The sequence below is a fragment of the Actinoplanes italicus genome (genome assembly GCF_003001815.1).
In the GTDB taxonomy this organism is placed as follows: domain Bacteria; phylum Actinomycetota; class Actinomycetes; order Mycobacteriales; family Micromonosporaceae; genus Actinoplanes; species Actinoplanes italicus.
Genome location: NZ_PVMZ01000011.1, coordinates 278565 through 297967 on the forward strand (window position 1 = coordinate 278565; position 19403 = coordinate 297967).

General features: G+C 67.7%; 17 protein-coding genes. 7 read left to right on the top strand and 10 right to left on the bottom strand.

What is annotated here, in order from left to right; genetic code table 11:
• The first annotated feature begins 14 nt into the window (after nt 1-14).
• Together CLV67_RS26835 and CLV67_RS26840 are read left to right on the top strand one after the other, a co-directional pair.
• Nucleotides 15-863: a hypothetical protein gene (locus CLV67_RS26835; protein ID WP_106323093.1), complete on the top strand. Its 849-nt coding sequence runs from the start codon at nt 15-17 to the stop codon at nt 861-863.
• 101 nt (nt 864-964) lie between these two features.
• Nucleotides 965-2302, top strand: coding sequence for an MATE family efflux transporter (locus CLV67_RS26840; RefSeq protein ID WP_170154004.1), 1338 nt, complete (start codon nt 965-967; stop codon nt 2300-2302).
• A gap of 509 nt (nt 2303-2811) precedes the next feature.
• Here the strand turns inward: CLV67_RS26840 and CLV67_RS26845 are convergent.
• From CLV67_RS26845 to CLV67_RS26880, 8 genes are read right to left on the bottom strand one after another with little or no spacing between them, the layout of a single operon-like run.
• On the bottom strand, nt 2812-3849 hold the full coding sequence (locus CLV67_RS26845) for an alcohol dehydrogenase catalytic domain-containing protein (RefSeq protein ID WP_170154005.1): 1038 nt from the start codon (nt 3847-3849) through the stop codon (nt 2812-2814).
• Nucleotides 3846-5690 (bottom strand): cellulase family glycosylhydrolase, encoded by a 1845-nt coding sequence (locus tag CLV67_RS26850; RefSeq protein ID WP_146169299.1) that lies wholly within the window; start codon nt 5688-5690, stop codon nt 3846-3848. Before CLV67_RS26850 ends, CLV67_RS26845 begins: the two co-directional genes overlap by 4 nt.
• A 5-nt stretch (nt 5691-5695) precedes the next feature.
• Nucleotides 5696-6871: a DegT/DnrJ/EryC1/StrS family aminotransferase gene (locus tag CLV67_RS26855; protein ID WP_106323100.1), complete on the bottom strand. Its 1176-nt coding sequence runs from the start codon at nt 6869-6871 to the stop codon at nt 5696-5698.
• Nucleotides 6858-7856 carry an NAD-dependent epimerase/dehydratase family protein gene (locus CLV67_RS26860; protein ID WP_106323101.1) on the bottom strand — a complete coding sequence of 333 codons (999 nt, stop codon included), beginning with the start codon at nt 7854-7856 and terminating at the stop codon, nt 6858-6860. The genes CLV67_RS26855 and CLV67_RS26860 overlap by 14 nt, the downstream gene beginning before the upstream one ends.
• Nucleotides 7849-9156: a nucleotide sugar dehydrogenase gene (locus tag CLV67_RS26865; protein ID WP_239166521.1), complete on the bottom strand. Its 1308-nt coding sequence runs from the start codon at nt 9154-9156 to the stop codon at nt 7849-7851. Before CLV67_RS26865 ends, CLV67_RS26860 begins: the two co-directional genes overlap by 8 nt.
• Nucleotides 9156-9947, bottom strand: a complete 792-nt coding sequence (locus CLV67_RS26870; RefSeq protein WP_106323103.1) for a sugar phosphate nucleotidyltransferase — start codon at nt 9945-9947, stop codon at nt 9156-9158. The genes CLV67_RS26865 and CLV67_RS26870 overlap by 1 nt, the downstream gene beginning before the upstream one ends.
• A 23-nt stretch (nt 9948-9970) precedes the next feature.
• Nucleotides 9971-11482, bottom strand: a complete 1512-nt coding sequence (locus CLV67_RS26875; protein WP_106323105.1) for an amidase family protein — start codon at nt 11480-11482, stop codon at nt 9971-9973.
• 16 nt (nt 11483-11498) lie between these two features.
• Nucleotides 11499-11768: a phosphopantetheine-binding protein gene (locus CLV67_RS26880; RefSeq protein ID WP_106323238.1), complete on the bottom strand. Its 270-nt coding sequence runs from the start codon at nt 11766-11768 to the stop codon at nt 11499-11501.
• Between the two features lie 160 nt (nt 11769-11928).
• Here CLV67_RS26880 and CLV67_RS26885 point away from each other — a divergent pair, with 160 nt between their 5' ends.
• Nucleotides 11929-12768, top strand: coding sequence for a class I SAM-dependent methyltransferase (locus tag CLV67_RS26885; RefSeq protein ID WP_170154006.1), 840 nt, complete (start codon nt 11929-11931; stop codon nt 12766-12768).
• 14 nt (nt 12769-12782) lie between these two features.
• Here CLV67_RS26885 and CLV67_RS26890 read toward each other — a convergent pair whose 3' ends face one another.
• Together CLV67_RS26890 and CLV67_RS26895 are read right to left on the bottom strand one after the other, a co-directional pair.
• Nucleotides 12783-13646, bottom strand: a complete 864-nt coding sequence (locus CLV67_RS26890) for a beta-ketoacyl-[acyl-carrier-protein] synthase family protein (protein ID WP_106323109.1) — start codon at nt 13644-13646, stop codon at nt 12783-12785.
• A 74-nt stretch (nt 13647-13720) separates the two neighbouring features.
• Nucleotides 13721-14410: a helix-turn-helix transcriptional regulator gene (locus CLV67_RS26895; RefSeq protein WP_170154007.1), complete on the bottom strand. Its 690-nt coding sequence runs from the start codon at nt 14408-14410 to the stop codon at nt 13721-13723.
• A gap of 965 nt (nt 14411-15375) precedes the next feature.
• Between CLV67_RS26895 and CLV67_RS26900 the strand changes: the two genes are divergently transcribed.
• From CLV67_RS26900 to CLV67_RS26915, 4 genes are read left to right on the top strand one after another with little or no spacing between them, the layout of a single operon-like run.
• A complete protein-coding gene (locus tag CLV67_RS26900; protein ID WP_146169300.1) occupies nt 15376-16098 on the top strand; it encodes a cupin domain-containing protein in 723 nt (240 codons plus the stop codon).
• Nucleotides 16095-17330, top strand: a complete 1236-nt coding sequence (locus CLV67_RS26905) for a class I SAM-dependent methyltransferase (protein ID WP_106323115.1) — start codon at nt 16095-16097, stop codon at nt 17328-17330. Before CLV67_RS26900 ends, CLV67_RS26905 begins: the two co-directional genes overlap by 4 nt.
• A gap of 21 nt (nt 17331-17351) precedes the next feature.
• On the top strand, nt 17352-18404 hold the full coding sequence (locus CLV67_RS26910) for an NAD-dependent epimerase/dehydratase family protein (RefSeq protein ID WP_203737271.1): 1053 nt from the start codon (nt 17352-17354) through the stop codon (nt 18402-18404).
• Nucleotides 18401-19402 (top strand): Gfo/Idh/MocA family oxidoreductase, encoded by a 1002-nt coding sequence (locus CLV67_RS26915; RefSeq protein WP_170154009.1) that lies wholly within the window; start codon nt 18401-18403, stop codon nt 19400-19402. Before CLV67_RS26910 ends, CLV67_RS26915 begins: the two co-directional genes overlap by 4 nt.
• Nucleotide 19403: the final 1 nt, after the last annotated feature.

A 19403-nucleotide genomic window follows, 5' to 3' on the forward strand; every position in this document is an offset into this window, starting at 1 on the left:
AGAAGGGCCACGCGGTGTACATCGGACCGAAGCCGGGCGGCATCGGGGCGGACCTGCGCCTCGCCCACATCGACCACTGCGCCTTCGACGGGCTGAGTGCCTTCAACGATCGGGACCGAACCTATTTCAGCCACCTGTGGGAGCTGTTCGGGCTTCCGTGGGAGGACGCGTATCTCGCGGGTCGCCGGACCACCTTCCACGACATGATCGGGCCGATGCTCGGCCGGCTCGGGCCGCTTGCCGGAGGGTTCGACGCGGCGGTGCTCGCCAGCTCCACTCCTGACGCGGAGCCCGGCTTCCCCCTGCCGTTCCTGGACCTCCCGCTCGGCGGTATCGACACGGTGTTCGCCGTCTCCGACCAAGGTGCCGCCGGCGCGTTCACCGCGCTCCGGCTCACCGCGACCACCCTGCCCGCGGGTTCCCACGGACGTGCGCTCGTCCTCGTCATGGACCAGGCGACCGTGTGGCAGGGGCCGCCGGTCCCCGAGGACATGCGTCCGACCCGCGACATGGCCGTGGCGCTCGTACTCGACCGCGACGGCGCACTCGGCGCCCCGAGGGTCCGTCAGCACACCCGTGTGTCGACATCCGACATCATCACCCTGCTGCGGGCCGAGGCGGAGGAGGCCGGGGCGGTCACCGCGATCTGCCGGCCGGCCCTCGCACCGTACTGGGCGAAGGCCGGTGTCAGCGCGGACGTTCTGCCCGTCCCCGCCGGGCTGCCGTGCGCCGGGCCGTGGGTCACGCTCTCGCAGCACTGCGCCAACCTCCCGGAAACCTCGGACCGCAGGATCGTCCTGGCCGACTACGACCCTCGCCTCGGATACCTGAGCCTGTGCCGGCTCGATACGGCCGCGGTCTGAATCAGGCGCTTCGCATGGCCATTCCTCGGTAAATGTTGCTAGCGTCCCGTGAGTCCTTTTTCCCACCAGCCGTCGCACTCCCGGAGGTCTGTATGTTCGCCATGACCACGCATGAGAGAAGGGGCGTGTGGCGCACCATTTCGGGCCTCGCAATCCCGCTCTTCGTGGCCGAGTCCCTCAATTTCGCCGTCCAGCTCGGCATCGTGGCCATCCTGGGGCGTATGGGGGGCGACGCCATCTATATTCGCTCCCTGTATCAGCCCGTCAGCCTCATCCTGCTCGCCGTGACCGTGGGCTTTGCGGTCGCCAACCAGGTGGCCGCCGCGATCAGCAAGGGGGCCGGGCGTCCCCGGGACGTCATGGCGAACGCCGCCAGCCTGGCCCGAGTCTGGCTAGGGCTCGGCGCGGCCCTGTATCTGATTCTCCTGATCGCCGCTCCCCTGCTGGCCGGATTCTTCCACGTGGACGCCGGGCAGCGGGACGCTTTCGTCTCCTTCCTGCGCTGGACCAGCGCCGCCGGGCTGCTGACCATCGGGCCGGAACTCTGCGCGTCGAGCCTGCGCGGCTACGGGTACGTGCGGCACGCCACCCTGCTGGTCGTCGGTACGGCGAGCGTCCGGATCAGCCTCGTGGCCGGTCTCGGGCTCGGCACCGACATCGGGATCGCGGCGATCCCGATCGCTGACGCGACAGCGGGTGTGGCCGGCCTGGCCATGGGGTTGGTCCTGCTGCGCCGCACCGAGCTGTGGCATCCGCCGGCGGCCCTGGTGTGGCGGCGCGAAGTCCTCACCGACCTGCGCCGCATCGGCGTGCCCATCGCGATGTCGTTCTTCGTGATCTCCGCGTACAACCTCGCGGTCATCGGCGTCCTCGGGAATTACGGGCCGGACGCCGTGGCCGGTTTCACCGTCGTGTCCACCATGCAGAACCTCGTGCTGCTGCCGGGAATGGTCCTGGGCACGGCCACCGCGATCACCATCAACCAGCAGCGCGGGTCGGGCGACTGGCAGCGCATACGTGCGTCGATGCGCGGCGGCATCGAGGTCACCGTCATGGCGTACGTGGTGGTCGCTTTGCTGGTGTGGGCGGTACATGACCCATTGGCACGACTGATCAGCGGCGACGCCGGCGTTGCCGCGGCCGCCGGCAGCTACCTGGGTGCCGTGGCGCTCACCTACGCCGTCCAAGGCCCGGTACTCATGTCGCTGACCGTCATGGAGGAAACCGGCGGCGGCTTCCGGGCCATCGTTCTCAACATCATCTACTTCGGCCTGATCGTCGCGGTCAGCACCGCCGCGACCCGCGCCACCGGAAGCGTGGACAGCTTCTATGCCGCGGTGGCGTACTGCAATCTGATCGGTGTGAGCGTGCCGGTCGTCGCCATAAGGCACATTCGGAAATTGTCAGCCGAAGCAAGCGCACGAACGGCTGCCACTTGATCCGCGGGTGGCAGGTTCAAGTCCTACGCGGCGCATCGTTGTGATGGGGACTTCCCCCGTTTCGACGGGGCGGTGATTGCCCACCGCAGGCCGGGACAATTACTTGAACTTCGGCCTTCTGGTAGTTCAGCTATTCCGGCAGGCGATGGTTGTCTCATAGGCGACGTCGGGTATGTTTCCTTGGCGCTGAACAGGTATGCGGTGCCGGTCGTAGCGGTGCCGGCAACCGGAACCGGACGGCCAACCCTGTCGTAGCCGGTGGCGACGCCGCGGTGGGCCTTCGAGCCGGGCGATGCCGATCTCGACGGCGTGCTTGTGCGATGCCCTTGCCCGCCGGGAGCAGGTCGGGACGTGTGCGGGGCCGGCCTGCGCCGAGGCGGGTCACCCGAAGCTGACCCTTCAGGCGCGTGACCGGCGCACCATCCAGCTGCCGAGAGCAATCCACCACACTGGAACGTCGAGTGCGAGTGGGAGCCGGCTCTCCGAACCTCGGCGAGACCTCGCCCGGGTCACACCTCGGACGGATCGAGGACGACCTTGAAGGCCTCGCGGCGGTCGAACAGGTCGTAGGCGTCGGCGGCCGCGGACAGCGGCAGCCGATGACTGATCAGCTCGGACGGATCCAGGCGCTTGTGGCGCAGCAGCGCGAGCACCGGCTCGCGAACGGCGATGGGGTCGCCTACGACGAAGCGCACCGTCAGCTCCCGGGCGAAGGCGAGGCCCGCGGGGAAGGAGGCGTCGGTATGGTGCACGCCGACCGCGGCGATGGTGGCCCGGGGGGCCGCGGCCCCGACGGCGGTGGACAGGGCAGCCGGTGTCCCCACGGCCTCGATCACGGCATGCGCTCCCCAGCCTCCGGTCAGCTCAGCCGTCATGTGGGCGAGCCGCGTGGGGGCGACGATCCGTCCGGGACCGGTGAAGCCCGCGCGCCGCCCGGCGTCGCTGTCGGCCAGGACGACTTCGGCGGCCCCGGCGAGCCGGGCACATGCCGCCGCGAGGACACCGACCGGTCCCGCCCCGACCACCGCCACGACGTCGCCCGGCCGTACCCGCGCTCCCCTCACCGCCGCGTACGCCGTGCTCAGGACGTCGCCGACGAACAGTGCCTGCTCATCGGAGACACCGTCAGGCGTGGCGCACAGAACGACGTCCGCGTACGGAACGCGGACGTATTCGGCCTGGCCGCCCGCGATCGCGGGACCCACCAGGGTGGAGGAGCCGAACAGGCCGACCGACACGCATTGGTAATGCATGCCGTGCGCGCAGGACGCACACGAGCCGCAGGCGACGATGTCGGAGGCGAACACCCGCTGTCCGGGCGCGAACGGTACCTGTGGGCCCGCCTCGACGACCACGCCGGCGAACTCGTGCCCGAGCACCGTGCCGGACTCGAACGAGGGTGTCTCGCCCCGGTAGGGGTGCAGGTCGGTGCCACACAGAGCGGTGCGGTGCACTTCGACGATCGCGTCCCGGGGCCCGGCGAGCCGGGGTTGTGGCAGCTCTTCGACTGCGACCTTCCCGGGCCCGTGGTAGACGACTGCCTTCATGACGCAGACTCCCTTCCGTTGCTGGGGAGCCGTCGGCCCAGGACCGTCCATTCCTTGGCTCCGAGCGAGACGGCGTGACTGGTGTCGGCGCTCGACAGCTGGGCCGAGATGGGGTGTTCGCCGTGGTTGACGACGACCAGCCCGCCGTCGCGGCCGCGCACGATCTCCAGATCGGGCTCATCGCACTGCACCGCGGGCCGCACATGGGCGATCTCGGCGATGCGTGCGTAGAAGAGGTGCCATCCGCTCGACGCAAGCAGCCCGGGTACGCCGAATTGGCACTCCAGCGGTGCGTTGGTGAACAGCACACGGCCTCGGCCGACGGTCTGCTCGACGAGAGCGGGCGACCCGTCGGGGTAACTCGCGAGGACCCGGCCGGTGGTGGCGACCATGGTGGTGGGTTTCATCGCCGCGGGATCCCATCGGAGCGGCCATCTCGCGTCGCCCCAGCAGAGCGCGCTCTTACCGTCGTCCCCGAGCCGGAAGTCGACGATCTCCGCCCCGACGAGGTCGGCGCCGGGCAGCCCGTGCAGATGGTCGCCGAGGGAGAGGTAGACGGTGGCGCCGCGCTCGGCGTGGGCCCGCAGCGCGTCGAGGTCGTCGAGGGTGAGCCGGTCCGCGGCCGGGCACATGACGAGGTCGTGCCGGTAGTGGTCGAGGCCCGCGGAGGTGACCACGTCGGCGTCCACATGGGCCCGCTTGAGCAGGAGATAGGAGTGGAAGGCGGCGACCGCGCTGCCCCCGCCGTCCAGGTACGACGTGCCCTGGCCGCGCAGACTGTGCGGCAGCATGAGGGCGGCGGAGGCGGGCTCACGCGCGGCCGTGAGAACGGTGGCGTGGTCGATGACCCGCCGGTAGGCGCCCATGGTGGGTTTCGGGGTGCCCTCCAGGTTGTGCAGCCCGACATATCGTTCGGCCGGGCGTTCCCGGTACGGCTCCGCCGCCGACGCGATGTCCTGCCAGCACCAGACGAACACTCCGGCGACGCCGTTGGCGAGGACCGACGCGGTGGCCGCCGAGAGGAAGGACGTGGCCGTGCCGGTGTGCACGCCGTAGCTGCCCAGTTCGTCGATGAGAACCGGGCCGTAGGCCGAGCCGACGGCGGCCAGGAACGACGGCAGGTTTGTCGCCTTGTACGACAGCGTCGATTCGATCCCGCCGGGCGCCCACGGCGGGAACCCGTGCAGGGCGATCAGATCGAGCTCCCGCTGGTTGTCGCAGCCGTACGGCCCGCCGCCGAACACCGCCGACGGGTCGTTGGCCTGCATCACGAGTGCGCCGGGCGCCTCCGCGCGAAGGGCGTCGGCGAGCCGCCGGTACCAGCCGGCGACCTCCTCCTCGGTCAGGGAGAGCGCGTCGGCCTCGTCGATGTTCCACAGCTCGTCGCCGAGGTCGTAAGCGAGAACATTGCCGTGGGCGTGCGCGGTCTTGGCCACGGCTCGCGCGTACGCCTCCTCGGCGACGAGCAAATCCGGATCGCGCCACACACTGCGCCCCCGCCGCCAGGGCAGGTCGAGGCGCTGGCCGTTCATCCATATGGTCAGAAGCGACAGAACGCAGGACAGACCCGCTTCTCCGGCCGCGCGGACGGCGGCGTCCAGACGGGCGAGCACCTCGGAGTCCACCGCGTGTTCCGTGGGCATGAAGTCGCGCCAGAAGAGGAAGAGCCGCACGGAGTTCAGACCCGCTCCGGCCATGCGCCCGAAGTCGGCCCGAAGGGCGTCCTCGTCCCAGTCCACCCACCACCGGCAGCCGGCGGCCGAGGGGTGATGGTTCACGCCGAGCGCCACGACGGGAAGTCCGGCGCGGTGAAGACGGCGGTCGGTCGTGGTGATCTCCACCTGGCTCACTCCCCCGCGAGAATGTCGGCCAACTGGTCCACGACGTACGCCACGTCGTCATCGCCGAGACGAGCGTGCAGCGGCAGCGACAGCAACCTGGGTGCGACCGACTCGGTGCGTACGAGCCGTTCGCGCGGGATGGCGCCGGCACGCAGACCGTCCGGGTCGTCCTGGTAGTACGTCATCAGATGCGTCGGCGGATAGTGCACGGAAGTGGGTACTCCCGCCGCGCGCAGCCGCTGCCTGATCCGTTCCCGGTCGCTGCCCTCGGGCAGGAGCACGGGCAGCAGATGGTGGGCCGAGGCGCCCTGGTACCCGGCGAACGGCACGTCCAGCCCGCTGATCCCGGCCAGACCGCCGTGGTAGAGGGAGACCAGGTCGCTGCGGCGGGACCGGTCGTCGTCGAGCCTTCCGAGCTGTACCGAGCCGAGGGCGGCGGCCATCTCGGTGGGCCGGTAGTTGAGGCCGATGCCGGTCACGTCGTATCCGGCGGAACCGCTCGCCGTACGGCTCCGGGAGGAGCCGTCGATGCAGTGCGAGCGCAACGACCGTACGCGGGCCAGCAGTTCGGCGTCCCGGGCGAGGATCATGCCGCCCTCGCCGGTGGTCAGGTTCTTGGTGGCGAAGAAGCTGAAGCAGCCGATGTCGCCGATGGTGCCGAGCACGCCGTCGGGCGTGGAGACGACCGGGCTGTGCGCCGCATCCTCGACGAGGGGGAGCCCGTACCGGTCGGCGAGGGCCCTGACCTGTGCGACGGAGGCCGGGTATCCCCCGTAGTGCATGACCACGATGGCCCGGGTGCGCTCGGTGATCAGCCGCTCGATGTCGGCGGGGTCCACCGTGAGGTCCCGCGCGCCGTGGATGTCGGCCAGGACCGGTACGACTCCGTGGAGGGCGCAGCACGCCGCTCCCGCCACGAAGGTCAGCGACGGCATGATGACCTCGTCCCCCGGCCGAAGGCCGAGCGCGAGGACCGCCAGGTGCAGCGCCGCAGTGCCGCTGCTGACGAAGACTGCGTCCCGCACCCCGGCAGCGGCCGCGAACTCCTCCTCGAAGACGCGGGTCCGCCGGTCGGCGGAGAGCCAACCGGAGGTGAGCACGTCCGTCACGGCGTCGATCTCGGGCCGGCCGATCGTGTTGTCGGCGAAGGCGATCTCGTGCCGCGTCTCACTGACTGCCATGCGGGACTCCTTCGGCGGACTGGCTGCGGCGCTCCTCCTCGTACCAGGCGAGCATCTGGCGCAGGCCGCTCTCCAGGGGCACGGGTGTGTGCCCGGGCAGTAGCCGGCGCAGCCTGGACAGGTCGGGCAGTCGACGGCCCGGCGAGTTGGCGGGAGCGCCGAGGAACTCGAGACGCGGAGAGACCCCGGAGATCTCCAGCAACAGCCGGGCCAGGTCCGCGATCCGGATCTCCTGTGTGTCGTCGCCGATGTTGGCGATCACCGGCCCCGGGTCCGGCAGCCGGGTCAGGGCGACGGTGGCCGCCACCGCGTCGTCGACATGGCAGAAGGCACGGCTCGGCTCGCCTCCGTAGACCCGGAAGGGGTCCTCGCCGTCCAGGACGCGGCCAACGAACTGCGGGATGACGTGCGAGTGGCCCATGCGCGGTCCGTAGACATTGAAGTAGCGCCCGATACGTACGCGCAGCCGGTCGGCGCGGTACAGCAACATGTTCTCGGCGACAGCCTTGCTCAGCGCGTAGCTGGCCCGCGGCGCGTGCGGCTCGGTCAGCACGAACGGCACTTCCTCGGACGTCGGGAAGGTGGCCGCCCCCAGGTGGGCGGCGCCGTCCGCGAATTCGCTGGTGGAGCTGAGGAACACGGTGTCGGGGCGGGTCAGGTCGCACCAATCGAACAGGTGGGTCGCGGCCAGCACATTGGTGCGCAGGACCCGCCCGGGAGCGTCTTGGGTACGCTGGACGCCGACGACGGCGGCCAGGTGGTAGACGGTGTCCACACGTGCCGGGAGCGTCTCGGCGGGGATCGGCCGGGTCAGGTCGTGGCAGACGAGCCGGGCATGGCTTTCAAGATCGGCCAAGGTGGCATCGCGCTGTCCTCGGGAGAAGTCGTCGATCAGGGTGACCTCGACACCCTCGTCGAGCAGCCTGCGCGCCAGATGAGCACCGATGAACCCCGCGCCGCCGGTGATGAGTGCGTGTTCAGCCACGGCCCAGCCTCAGGTAGGCGATGCCGGCCGCATCGGCGAGCGGCTCCTGCCAGAGCCCCCACATGTCGAAGACCACCGGGGCCGAGGCCAACGATGCCGCGATGTCGTCGCGAACGTACCGCGGGTGGTCACTCAGGAGCAGCACCACGTCCGCCGTGCGGAGTCCGTCGGAAAGGCTGGTGGGATGCAGGCCCATGGCGGCGATGCGCTCGGGCGCGACGACGAAGTCGTGGCCGAGCAGCCGCGCCACCCGGCCGGCCAGCTGGGCCTGGACGACAGCGGCGGCCGATCCGCGTACGTCGTCGGTCTCCGGTCGTCCTTTGTAGGCGATGCCACACACCAGGACCGTGGCGTCGGCGAGAGAGCGCCCGCGGCGCTCGAGCTCGGTGACGGCCCTGGCGACCACGTGCCGCGGCACCAGTTCGTTGATCTCCCGGGCAGCGGCCACCATCGGGGCGTGGTGGCCGGCCTGCCGGGCCGCCTGCATCAGCATGAACGGATCCTTGACCAGGCAGCTTCCGCCGACGAAGCCGGGCCGCGAGATGTCCGGGCGGGGATAGCGCAGATTGGCGGCGCCGATCACCTCGTTGGCGTCGAGCGCGTGGCCCTCCGCGATCAGGGCGATCTCGTTGCCGAACCCGTAGATGAGGTCGGTGTGCGCGTTGCACACCAGCTTCACCAGCTCGGCGGCCTCCAGGCTGGAGACGGTGACCCGGTCCGGCATGACGGGAGCGAGCAACTCGCTCGCCGCTGCGGCGGAACGCTCGTCGAGGCCGCCGACGATCTGCGGCAGCGAGTGCAGTTCCGCGAGCGAGGTTCCCTGGATGGTGCGCTCGGGGCAGAACGCGAGCAGTGGCCTCGGTGTGAGCGCCCGCAGCCGGGGCAGCACGACCTTGCGGCAGGTGCCGACCGGCACGGTGCTGCGGACGATCACGACGCAGTCGTCGGTGACCGACGGCGCGATCATGTCGATGGCCGCCTCCACATGCCGCAGGTTGGGCTGGTCGCTGCCGGTGTCCGGCGAGGTGCCGACACACACGATGACGGCTCGCGGTGGCTCGTCCGGCAGCTTGTCGCTGAAGGTGAGTCGCCTCTCGTCCAAGCCGGCGAGCAGCTGGGGTATGCCCGGCTCCCGCAGGAGGGGCCGGCCGGCTCGGGCAGCGTCGCGTACGCGGGCGTCGGTGTCGATCCCGACCACCCGGGTACCAGCTGCGGCGAGCGACGCGGCGAGCGGCAGGCCCACGTATCCCAGGCCGATCACCGCCACATACGCGGAGTCCTTGTCAGGTCCGACGACCACTATGTCCTCGCCTTCATGTTCTCGGGGCTGAGTGGAGAAGAAATGAGCAGGTCATCCGCTCGTGGCTGCGGGGTCGCGAACTTCGGCATGAGGTAGGCGGTGGGGTCGGTGGCGAAGTCCCGTTGCGCGGCCTGGTATCCCGCAGGGGTGCCGATGTCGTGCCAGACATCGGTGAACGAACTCGCCTGGACGGGGTGTCCCTCTTCGAGGAGCGCACGCATCAGGGCGGGCATGTCCGTCGGCTCCTGCATCGGTATCAGGTCCTTGGCCTTCGGGTCGACGACGTAGATACCCGCCGATACGTCGAAGGACAGCGACGGCTTCTCCCTGATGGCACGCACCTCATGGCCGGTCTCGGAGAGCTCGATCACTCCGAACGGGACGACCACGTGACGGCGTTGGGTCGCGACCGTCAGCCTTGCCCCGGAGTCGACGTGCGACCTGTACAGGCGACCGAAGTCGAGACCCGTGAGGATGTCGCAGTTCATCACCAGTGCCGGCTCGTCCCAGTGCGGTACCTGCCGCAACGGACCAGCGGTGCCCAGCGGAACCGGGTCGTGGCAGTACTCGACGGCGATCCCCAGGGCGTCGCCTGAGCCGATCACCTGCCTTATCATCTCGCCCAGGTGGGAGACGCAAAGGGTGACCCGCTCGGCACCGGCTTCCCGCAGACGGAGCAGCGTTATCTCCAGCAGGGTGAATTCGCCGAACCTCATCAGCGCCTTAGGGGTCTCGGCTGTCAGTGGCCCTAACCGGGTGCCTTTCCCACCAGCGATGACGATTGCGTGCATGGATGGTCCTCCGATCCAGCCATTCACATTCGGGGAAGTGGATTGACTTGGGAAGAATCTGACGTGGTGACACGGTCACGGCTAACTCCAGGTGCCCGCCCGACAGAGCTGGCTGCATTGCCATACCGGACCCATGGGGGCCCGAGAGGTTCGAGCAGTTCGTACAGCCGCTGAGCGAGCGACAGCGGCGTACGGTCCTCCAGGTAGGGGCCGACGACCGCGATGCCGATAGGCAGGCCGCGGCTGTCGCGGCACACAGGGACGACCGTGGTCGGGAGGCCGGCCAGGCCCGTCAGATTGGCCCACACCATCTGATCCCAGTACGGGCGCGGAGCACCGTCGACCGTCAGGGTTCGCTCGGCGAACGGGCGGGTGTCGTGGGGGCCGACCAGGGAGGGGACGACGGGTAGGAGCAGAGCGTCGAAGTGCGTGAAAAACGACTGCCACCGCGCCCGCAACCTCTCGCGCCGGGCGTGCGCCTGCATCCAGTCCCGGTAACTCTGTGCGACATACTGCGCGCCGAGGCCGTCACCCGGCACGCGCTCAGCGGAGTTGATGGCGGCGATGTCCGCGGCACTGTAGTCCTGCAGCGCCACGGAGGCGAGCAACCTGCGGCCCACCTGGTCACTCTCGTCCAGCCGGATGCCGGACGGCCGGGTCTGCTCTACGGGCACCCCGTCGGCTTCCAGTACCCCGGCCACGTCTTCCAGGGCGGCACGGATCTCGGCGTCGACCGGGCAGTACGGATCGTCCGGCCAGATCGCCGCCCGCCGTACGGTCCTGGCGGGCGGCAGCTCCACCCGCCAGGCCGGTCTGTCCGCCTGGCTCGGGCCGACCAGAAGGTCGAGGAGCACGGAAAGGTCTCCGGGCGTGGACGCCAGCGGACCCGCCACCGCGAGATCCGGTTCGATCGGCTGGTAAGGGGGATGGTGACCGCGGATCGGAACGATGCCGTAGCTCGGCCGGTGCCCGTAGACCCCGCAGGCGGCGGCCGGGATCCTGATCGATCCCGCGATGTCGGAACCCAGGTCGGCGGCACAGAACCGGGCGGCGACCGCTCCGGCGGAGCCGCCCGACGAGCCGCCGGTGGTGTACCGCGGATCCCAAGGGTTGGCAGCCGCCCCGAACAGGGGGTTTGCGGATTGAAGGTCACCGCAGTTCTCCGCCAGGTTGGTCTTGGCGAACACGATGCCGCCAGCCGCTCTGAGCGCGGCCACGGCGTCGGCGTCACGGCCGGGGATGTTGGCGGCGAGAGCGCGGGACCCCGCGGTGGTGCGCAGACCCTGCGTGGAGAAGCTGTCCTTCACTGTCAGCGGAACGCCGTGCAGCGGACCGAGCGACTCACCGCGCAGTACGGCGTCGTCGGCCTCGCGCGCCCACCGCCGGGCCCGCTCGTCGATCGTGACGACCAGGCATAACTCCTTGTTGCAGCGGTCGATACGGGTGAGGGCCTCCGCGAGAATCTCCGTCGCGGAGATCCGGCGGGTGGCCACGGCGTCGGCGATCTCCCGGACCGACCAATCGGAACCGGTCATAGAGGTCGCTCTCCGTTCAGAGGTGCTCACGCACGACCGCGGCCAGCGCCTCCGGTGTCGCGTCCTCGAACACGGCGAGCAGGAGTGCCGAACACAGGCGGGCGCTGGCCTCTTCCGTACCGTCGCTGAAGCGCTCGCCCAGGCGCGTGATCAACTCCACGGCGCGCACCGAGTCGCCCCCGGCAAGGAAGAAGTCCCGGTGGAGGTCGAGCGGATCGCCGGACAGGACGCGCCCCATCTCCTGTGCGATCACCGTTGGTACGTCGTCCACCGTTCGCGGCTGCATCACGCGTCCTCTTCTCTCGAATCTTGCTGGCGTTGCAAGCTTCTGTCGGGCGCGTAGCGGCAGGCCAGTCCCCATTGGGTGTCCCAAAGGCCCTGCCGGATCAGGTATGCCGGAGTATGGAGATTCTGCCGGTGCCGGTCGGTCGTTACATTGCTTGCCCATGGGCGAAGACAAGATGAACGGAGTCGGCGAGACCGCACGGTGGACGGCTGCTGCCAGAGCCCGTGAGAGTGCACGCCCCGACAGGCTGTTCGACGATCCCTACGCCTCGTTGCTCGCCGGCCCGGAGGGCGCCGAACTCCTTCGGCATTTCCACACCTCACGAGCCTCCGACGAGGGCAATCCCTTCCTGCCGATCCGCACGCGCTGGTTCGACGACACCATCGGGGAAGGCCTGGCCGCTGGGCTGGTACAGGTGGTTGGGCTCGGCGCGGGTCTCGACACCCGCGCCTACCGCCTCGCGTGGCCGGCCGGGACCACCGTGTACGAGGTGGACCAGCCGACTGTCCTCTCCTACAAGCGAGCCGTCCTCGACAGGGCTGACGCCGTACCGCGGTGCGACCTGCGGACGGTTCCGGTGGACCTCGGCGACGACTGGGACGCGGCACTGGCGGCGGCGGGCCACGACCCCCAGGTGCCGACGCTGTGGTTCACCGAGGGGGTGCTGTTCTACCTGCCGAAAAAACTGGCTGACGACGTGGTACGCCGCGCCGCGAAGCTTTCCGCGCCCGGCAGCCGCCTGTCGGTCGACCTGATCGGGACCGGTATCTACCGCTTCCCGTACATGAAATCCTTCCTGCGCAAGCTCGAAGACGCGAACAGTCCTTGGCGGTTCGGCACGGACGACCCGGGGGGCTTCCTGGCGGACAACGGCTGGACCGTGGACGTCGTGACCGAACCCGGCCGGCCGGGCGCCGAGTACGGCCGCTGGTCCTCCGCCGCCAACCCGGCCAACCTGCCGGATCTGCCCCGTAGTTACCTGGTCGCGGCACACGTGTGAACGGCGTGAAGGCGCTACGGAACGATCATCGACGCCACACCGAGTTGATCCAGTATCGGGTCGTATTCCATGACCAGCACGGGCCCGGAATACCCGCCGTCGCCTCGCAGACTCCGGTCGAGCGTCTCCCACACTCCGGTGCAAACACGGCCGGCTTCCGCCCGGTGGATACGGGATGAGAAGGAAGCGGCCTCGCCTCCCGGTATGCGCTCGCCGATGACGATGAGGGGGTCGCCGTCCAGTTCTGCTGTCCCGATCCGCAGCATCTCTCTCACCAGCGGACCGAGTTCAGCCTGCCCGCCAACCTTTCGCAAAGCAACGCTCGGCTTTTCTACACCAGTGGCGCAGACATCTCGCGACAGGAGGATCGCCGCGGCAGCATCAACTTCGGGTTTGCCGGAGACGTGGTCGCCGACCAGAGGTACGGCGCGCTGCTCGATCGCGACGACGGCCGCCCTTTCGCACTCTTCCTCGTGCAGGTGACAGTGCGCGAGTTTCAGCGCGGTGAAAGGGGCCAGCTTTCCCTGATCCGTGACGGCGTAAACCAACTTCGCCGACGGAAATTCCTCGGACAGGAACGAGCTCGCACCTTTCGGGACGAAGAACTCGGTGTTCGCGTAGGCGAGGACGATCACATCGATGTGTTCGGATCCCGCACCACACCCTTCGAGGGCTGTGGCCGCCATCTCACCATAGGAGCGCGATGTCATAGCGGAGAGAGCGACAGGTCTATCGAGACCGTGCACGTCAGCCAGGTCGTTGAGGTATTCGTCTTTGCGCGATTGAGGAACCGTCTCAGCCGGAGCCACCGCGTCCTCGCGCGGCTCGCCGGCGAACAACGTGCTAAACGTTTCGATGACGGATATCTGAGTGGCCATCACACCTCAAGAGACGAAAGGAGTTGCGCGGTGACGGACCGCGATCCGGACCGTCACTTCATTGGTTCCAGCTATCAGATATCCCCGGTCGACCGCTCCGGGATGAGGCCGGAGTCGATCGCCTGCACTGCAGCCGCAGTCCTGTTGGGTACACCCATTTTAAGAAGTATCGCGGTGACCAGCCGCTTCGCCCCATGCGTGGAAATGCCGAGACCTCGGGCGATCTGTTTGTTGCTCAGCCCTTTCACGAGCAGCGCCAGCGTCTGTTTCTCCCGGGCGGTGAGTTCCACATGAGCGCGGCTCCGGCGGGTCACCACCGGATACGCCTCGTTCAACAGCCTGTAGGCCAATTCGGACGGCAGGGGGACTTCCCCGTTCACCAGTCGGCTGAGCGTGTCGTTGAGACGTTCCGCCGAGATGTACTCGAGAGCGAGGAACCCGTCCACGGGGAGGGAGCTGAAGGACTCGATCTCTCGGGTGTGCAGATCGCTGCCGGTGACGAGAATCTTGGTGCGATGGGCGGTGGGGTCCCAGATCCCCTCGAGGTCGGACCACAGATCGAAGGAGACGACCAGGACATCTATCTCGTCGTCCGCGATGAGGCCGGGCAGTGAGCGAAGATCCACACGGAGCACGGAGCGGACATCCGCGATCTGCTGCAGGACAGCCTCGAGACCATGGGCGATGACGTCGCTTCCGATGTGGAGCGCAACACTGAGGGAGGCATTTCCGTTGATGGGGGACGATGTCGCCGTTTCCGGCACAGGTTTCTCCGCTCTCGATTGTTCACGGATAGCTGAAGAAATTCCCGGAATCTTTTTCGAAAGTTTCGGTACGAGCCGTCACTCGGAAGATTTCATCGGGAACCACACGATCAGGTACACCGAGGGCTGCGACCGGAAGTCGGCAGATGTAGGTACGTCATCACGTGATACGTCAATCGGGATCGGCGATGGTCTGCCGCGATGCGCCACGATCAGGCATTATCCACGTCCATCCGCAAGTTCCCCCGCTCACACTCATGATCCCGAATGTAACAAAGGAGAGCGTGCACGTCCATCCCAGCGAGAACTGCTGGCAAGTGCGCCGCCACTTCACCGTCCATGTTGGATTCGGCAATCCCGGCAAGCGGCCGCCGGCACTGACTACCACGCAGGTGCAGGCGATCCGCGGCCTACCTCTAGACGCAGCCGGTCTGCGGCGGCATTGTCGCACGACGCGTACTCCGATGGGCATGACCTTCCCATTTATCAGCGACTATGGGATAGCGCTCCCACCGTCCTCTCACTAGCCACCTGGCGCAAACTTCCTGGAAGGAAGCATGGGCACAGTGAGTTGGAGGATCCGATAACCAAAAAATGGGCTGGACTCGCGCGGCGGATCCGGCGTAGCATCCTGCCCCAGGGAGATCGTCAAGCGATCGCCGCTGGTGGATGTAGACAGCGGAACGGGGGATTGATCATCTGTGCGCTGCCAGCGCAGCGCCACTTTTTGGTGCTGCCATAGCGCCGCGCACCCTGGTCTTGCATTGGTTCCCGAGGAACGCCGCATAACGAGCCGGCAAGGCTGGCGTCGATTTTCACGAGCCTATTGACTCGATGCCGGTCGGCGCGCGCCGACCTCGGACCGAATCGCGGGCCGCAGTGATCCGGCTTACCTCTTCGCCACAACCCCGGCAAGGCCACGGTTTGCGGATCGGATAAGTGAAGCAGAGCGGTCAGGGGCGGCCATGGATCAGGCCGTGGCGGTGCAGCGCCTGGGCGATGGCTGTCCAGCCGCGATGTCGCGGAATGCCGACGGCGAATTTACGCGGGCGGCCATGGTGCGTGATCGATGTACAGGTCGATCTTTCGACAGCGCGAAACACGGGTCGAGCGTCAAGGTGGAGACGATGCGAAATCATGGAGGACATTCAATGGGTCGACCGACATCAGAATTCACGCATTCCGAGTACACCAGGCTGGTCGACGAGGAGAAGTATCCTGACACCCCTCTGGTGCCGCTCGACGAACCGTTCGTCAATTCTTCGGGAAGGATCTTGAACGTCCTTCTCAAGAGGTTCACCTCGGCGGCCTGGATCGAGAGCAATGCCGGTTCCCTACGGGCCAACCATTACCACAAGACCGACTGGCATTATTCGTTCGTCACCTCCGGCACCGTGGTTTACGGGTGGCGACCGTCCGGCAGCACCGCACTCCCGGAGGTGTCCGAGTTCCACGCCGGGCAGTTGTTCTTCACGCCGCCGATGGTGGAACATGTCATGTATTTCCCGGTACCGACCACCTTCATGACTTTCGCGCGCAACCTGCGGGACCACGTGTCCCACGAGAGTGATGTGGTGCGGGTCGAGCCGCTCTTCTCGGTGGTGTGGTCCGAAACAGCGGGTGCGTTCACCTACGAGGTCAACGGTTCCGGCCGGCGGTCCTCGCCCGCCGGGGGCCCACTTTCATGAGTGCGGTCGTTCATCGCCGGGTCTGCGCCCTGTGCGGAAGCGACACCGCCGACAACATCGTCATGTCCCTGCCGCCGACACCCTGTGCCAACGAATTCCTCGTGCGGCCCGCCCGGCAGGACATCTTCCCACTCGACCTGCAGCTCTGTGCCGCCGCGGACTGCGGGCACCTGCAACTCGGGGCCGTCGTCGACCCGACGCGCCTGTTCGACGACTACGTCTACGTCTCCGGAACCTCACCTGTCTTCGTCGCCCACTTCGCCGAATACGCCCGCCAGGCGGCAGAGATCGCGAGATTGGGCCCGGACTCGCTAGTGGTCGACATCGGCTCCAACGACGGCACGCTTCTGGCCCAATTTCTCGAGAATGGCTCGACCCGGGTTCATGGCGTGGAACCGGCCGGCAGGATCGCCGCCGCCGCGGTCGCTCGCGGCATCCCCACGACCAACGACTACTTCGACCGGCGGGTTGCTCAGGCGTTGCGCGCCGAGCTCGGTCCGGCTCAACTCGTGACGGCGAACAACGTCTTTGCCCATATCGAGGATCTGGAACACACGGCTCTGAGCGTCGGTGACCTGCTCGCACCGGACGGCGTCTTCATTTTTGAGGTGTCCTACCTTCTCGACGTCGTCGAGCAGGGATTGTTCGACACCATCTACCACGAACACCTCTCCTACCATGCTGTTCGTCCGCTCATCGGATTCTTCGCCCGCTTGGGCATGACCCTGTTCGATGTACAGCGGGTCCGCGCTCACGGCGGATCGATCCGGGTGTACGTGTCGGCCGAGCCACGACCCGTGAGTGCCCGGATAGCGGAACTGGTGGAGCGGGAGATCTCGGCAGGACTTTTTGTCCCCGAGACCTACTCGGCCCTCCGGAAACACATCGCCGCGCGCGCTTCCGAGCTCCGTACACACCTGGCCGCCCTGCGTAGCGAAGGCGCTCGCTTTTGCGGGTACGGGGCTCCAGCGAAACTCACCACGATGATGTACGCCCTCGGCCTGGACCGTGACGACGTCGAGTTCGTCGTCGACGACAGTCCCCTCAAGCGCGGGTTGTACACCCCCGGCACCCATATTCCCGTCGTCGGTTCCGACCACCTGATGGCGGTGTCCGGCAAGGGATTCTGGTGCCTCGTGTTCGCGTGGAACTTCTACGACTCGATTGTGGCCCGCCACGGCGACTGGGTGGGCAATTGGATCAACCCCCAGGTCCGTGCACTCACCGGCTGACGAGCACAGGAGCGGCAACTGATGGCATACCTACTTGAGGACGACATCCGGGAACTTGTTTCGGCGCTGGGTGACAACGTGCACCTGTTCGCCGGACGTCGGGTCCTGATCACCGGGGCGAACGGTTTCCTGGGCCGCTACCTCGTCGCGTTCTTCCGTCACGTGAACACCACGACCCTCGCGGAACCCTGCCGGGTGACAGCTATGGACAACTGCCTGACCTCCGGCAAGAGGCCGGACGGGTTGCAGGGTGACCCACACATCACCTTCGTCGAGCGCGATGTGTCCGAACCCTTCGAGTTGTCCGCCAGCGTTGACTACATCGTCCACGCAGCCGGCATCGCGAGTCCCCACTACTACCGCAAGTTCCCGCTGGAGACCATGGACGTCTCCAGCCGAGGGCTCCGTACGATGCTGGAACTGGCGCAGGTTCACGGGGCGAAACTGCTGTTCATGTCGTCCTCGGAAATCTACGGCGACCCGGACGCGCAGCACGTCCCGACCAGCGAGGACTACAACGGCAACGTCTCCTGCCTCGGCCCGCGGAGCTGCTACGACGAGTCCAAGCGTTTCGGGGAAACGCTGCTGCGAGTCTTCCACGAGAACTACGGCGTGGAGGCCGTCATCGTGCGGCCGTTCAACATCTACGGACCGGGATTGCAGCGCACCGACTATCGGGTCATGCCGAACATCGCGGAATGCCTGGTGTCCGGTCGGGTGGTCAACATCTACGGCGACGGCCGCCAGACACGCACCTTCTGTTACGTCACCGACGCCATCAGAGGCGTGCTTCTGGCGCTGCTACACGGGCGCTCGGGTGAGGCGTACAACATCGGCTCGGCAACGCCGGAAATTTCCATGGTCGATCTGGTCGCCGCGGTGCGCGAGCAGATCCCGATGTCCGGGCTACGGCACCAGCTCGTCGACTACCCCGACACATACCCGGCCAGCGAGCCCATGCGGCGCTGCCCCGATCTGACCAAGGCCTACCAGCATCTGGGATATGAGCCGAACGTCGAATTCACCGACGGACTGCGCAGATTCTTCGGCTGGGCGCAGGACACCTACCTGTGAACCCCGCCAAGCAGCTCCGGATCGGCTTGATCGGCACCGGACGGTGGGGTTCGCGTTACCTCGCCACCATCGGCCGGCTGTGGACGGAATCGGAGGTGACGGTCTCTGACACGGCGGGCCGCGGCGGACCGGGGCCACCCGGCCCGGTGCGGTGGCCGACTCCGGCTGCACTGGTGGCATCGGCTCGCGTGCACGGCATCATCGTGGCCTCGCCGGCATCGACCCATGAGCCCATCGTGACCGGAATCCTGAACCGGGGACTCCCGGTCCTGGTGGAGAAGCCGTTGACGTCCGATCTGCCCGGCACGGTACGTCTGCGCTCCCAAGCCCGGCGCAACGGCACACCCACGCTCGTCGGCCATCAGCACCTGCGTGCACCGGCGTATCAGGAGCTCCGCCGACTCATCCGCGGCCGTGCCATCCAAGAGATCCGTTGTGTTGCCGGCGGGAACGGCCCGATCCGGGCCGACTGCAACGCGCTGTGGGACTACGGCCCCCACGACCTCGCCATGGTGCTCGATCTCGTGCGTACCGTCCCGATGACGGTCCAGCACGCACAGTGCCGGGTTCACGGACCAGGCAGTGAGGAATGGACCGCCGACCTTCGTGCGGGCGCCACCTCGGTGCGCCTCGAGCTCGCCAACACGGTGGAGGAGAAGACACATCGGCTGTCGGTCACCACCGCCGACGGAGATTCTCTCGTGTACGACGACTTCGCCGGCCATCGGCTACGAGTCAACGGCGTACCGGTCGAGGTGTCCGGCGAGCTGCCGCTCGACCGGCAGGTCCGGGAGTTCGTCGACCTGCTCCGGGGCGCTCCGGGCGACAGGGACCCGGACGACCTTGATCTCGCCGTGGCGATTGCCGAGGTACTGCGGGACATCAGCGACGCAGCGGTATCGAGTCCGCGGTCGGCGACGGTGACGCCGACCGTGCCGTCATACGAATCAAGAGGAAAGAGCCATGGCAGCAGGTACACACCCGTCCGCCGCGGATGAC

Excerpts from the sequence above, each read along its gene's own strand:
- CLV67_RS26840 (WP_170154004.1), top strand. The coding sequence starts at position 965 with ATGACCACGCATGAGAGAAGGGGCGTGTGGCGCACCATTTCGGGCCTC.
- CLV67_RS26845 (WP_170154005.1), bottom strand. The coding sequence starts at position 3,849 with ATGAAGGCAGTCGTCTACCACGGGCCCGGGAAGGTCGCAGTCGAAGAG.
- CLV67_RS26855 (WP_106323100.1), bottom strand. The coding sequence starts at position 6,871 with ATGGCAGTCAGTGAGACGCGGCACGAGATCGCCTTCGCCGACAACACG.
- CLV67_RS26870 (WP_106323103.1), bottom strand. The coding sequence starts at position 9,947 with ATGCACGCAATCGTCATCGCTGGTGGGAAAGGCACCCGGTTAGGGCCA.
- CLV67_RS26875 (WP_106323105.1), bottom strand. The coding sequence starts at position 11,482 with ATGACCGGTTCCGATTGGTCGGTCCGGGAGATCGCCGACGCCGTGGCC.
- CLV67_RS26880 (WP_106323238.1), bottom strand. The coding sequence starts at position 11,768 with ATGCAGCCGCGAACGGTGGACGACGTACCAACGGTGATCGCACAGGAG.
- CLV67_RS26885 (WP_170154006.1), top strand. The coding sequence starts at position 11,929 with ATGGGCGAAGACAAGATGAACGGAGTCGGCGAGACCGCACGGTGGACG.
- CLV67_RS26890 (WP_106323109.1), bottom strand. The coding sequence starts at position 13,646 with ATGGCCACTCAGATATCCGTCATCGAAACGTTTAGCACGTTGTTCGCC.
- CLV67_RS26900 (WP_146169300.1), top strand. The coding sequence starts at position 15,376 with ATGGATCAGGCCGTGGCGGTGCAGCGCCTGGGCGATGGCTGTCCAGCC.
- CLV67_RS26905 (WP_106323115.1), top strand. The coding sequence starts at position 16,095 with ATGAGTGCGGTCGTTCATCGCCGGGTCTGCGCCCTGTGCGGAAGCGAC.
- CLV67_RS26910 (WP_203737271.1), top strand. The coding sequence starts at position 17,352 with ATGGCATACCTACTTGAGGACGACATCCGGGAACTTGTTTCGGCGCTG.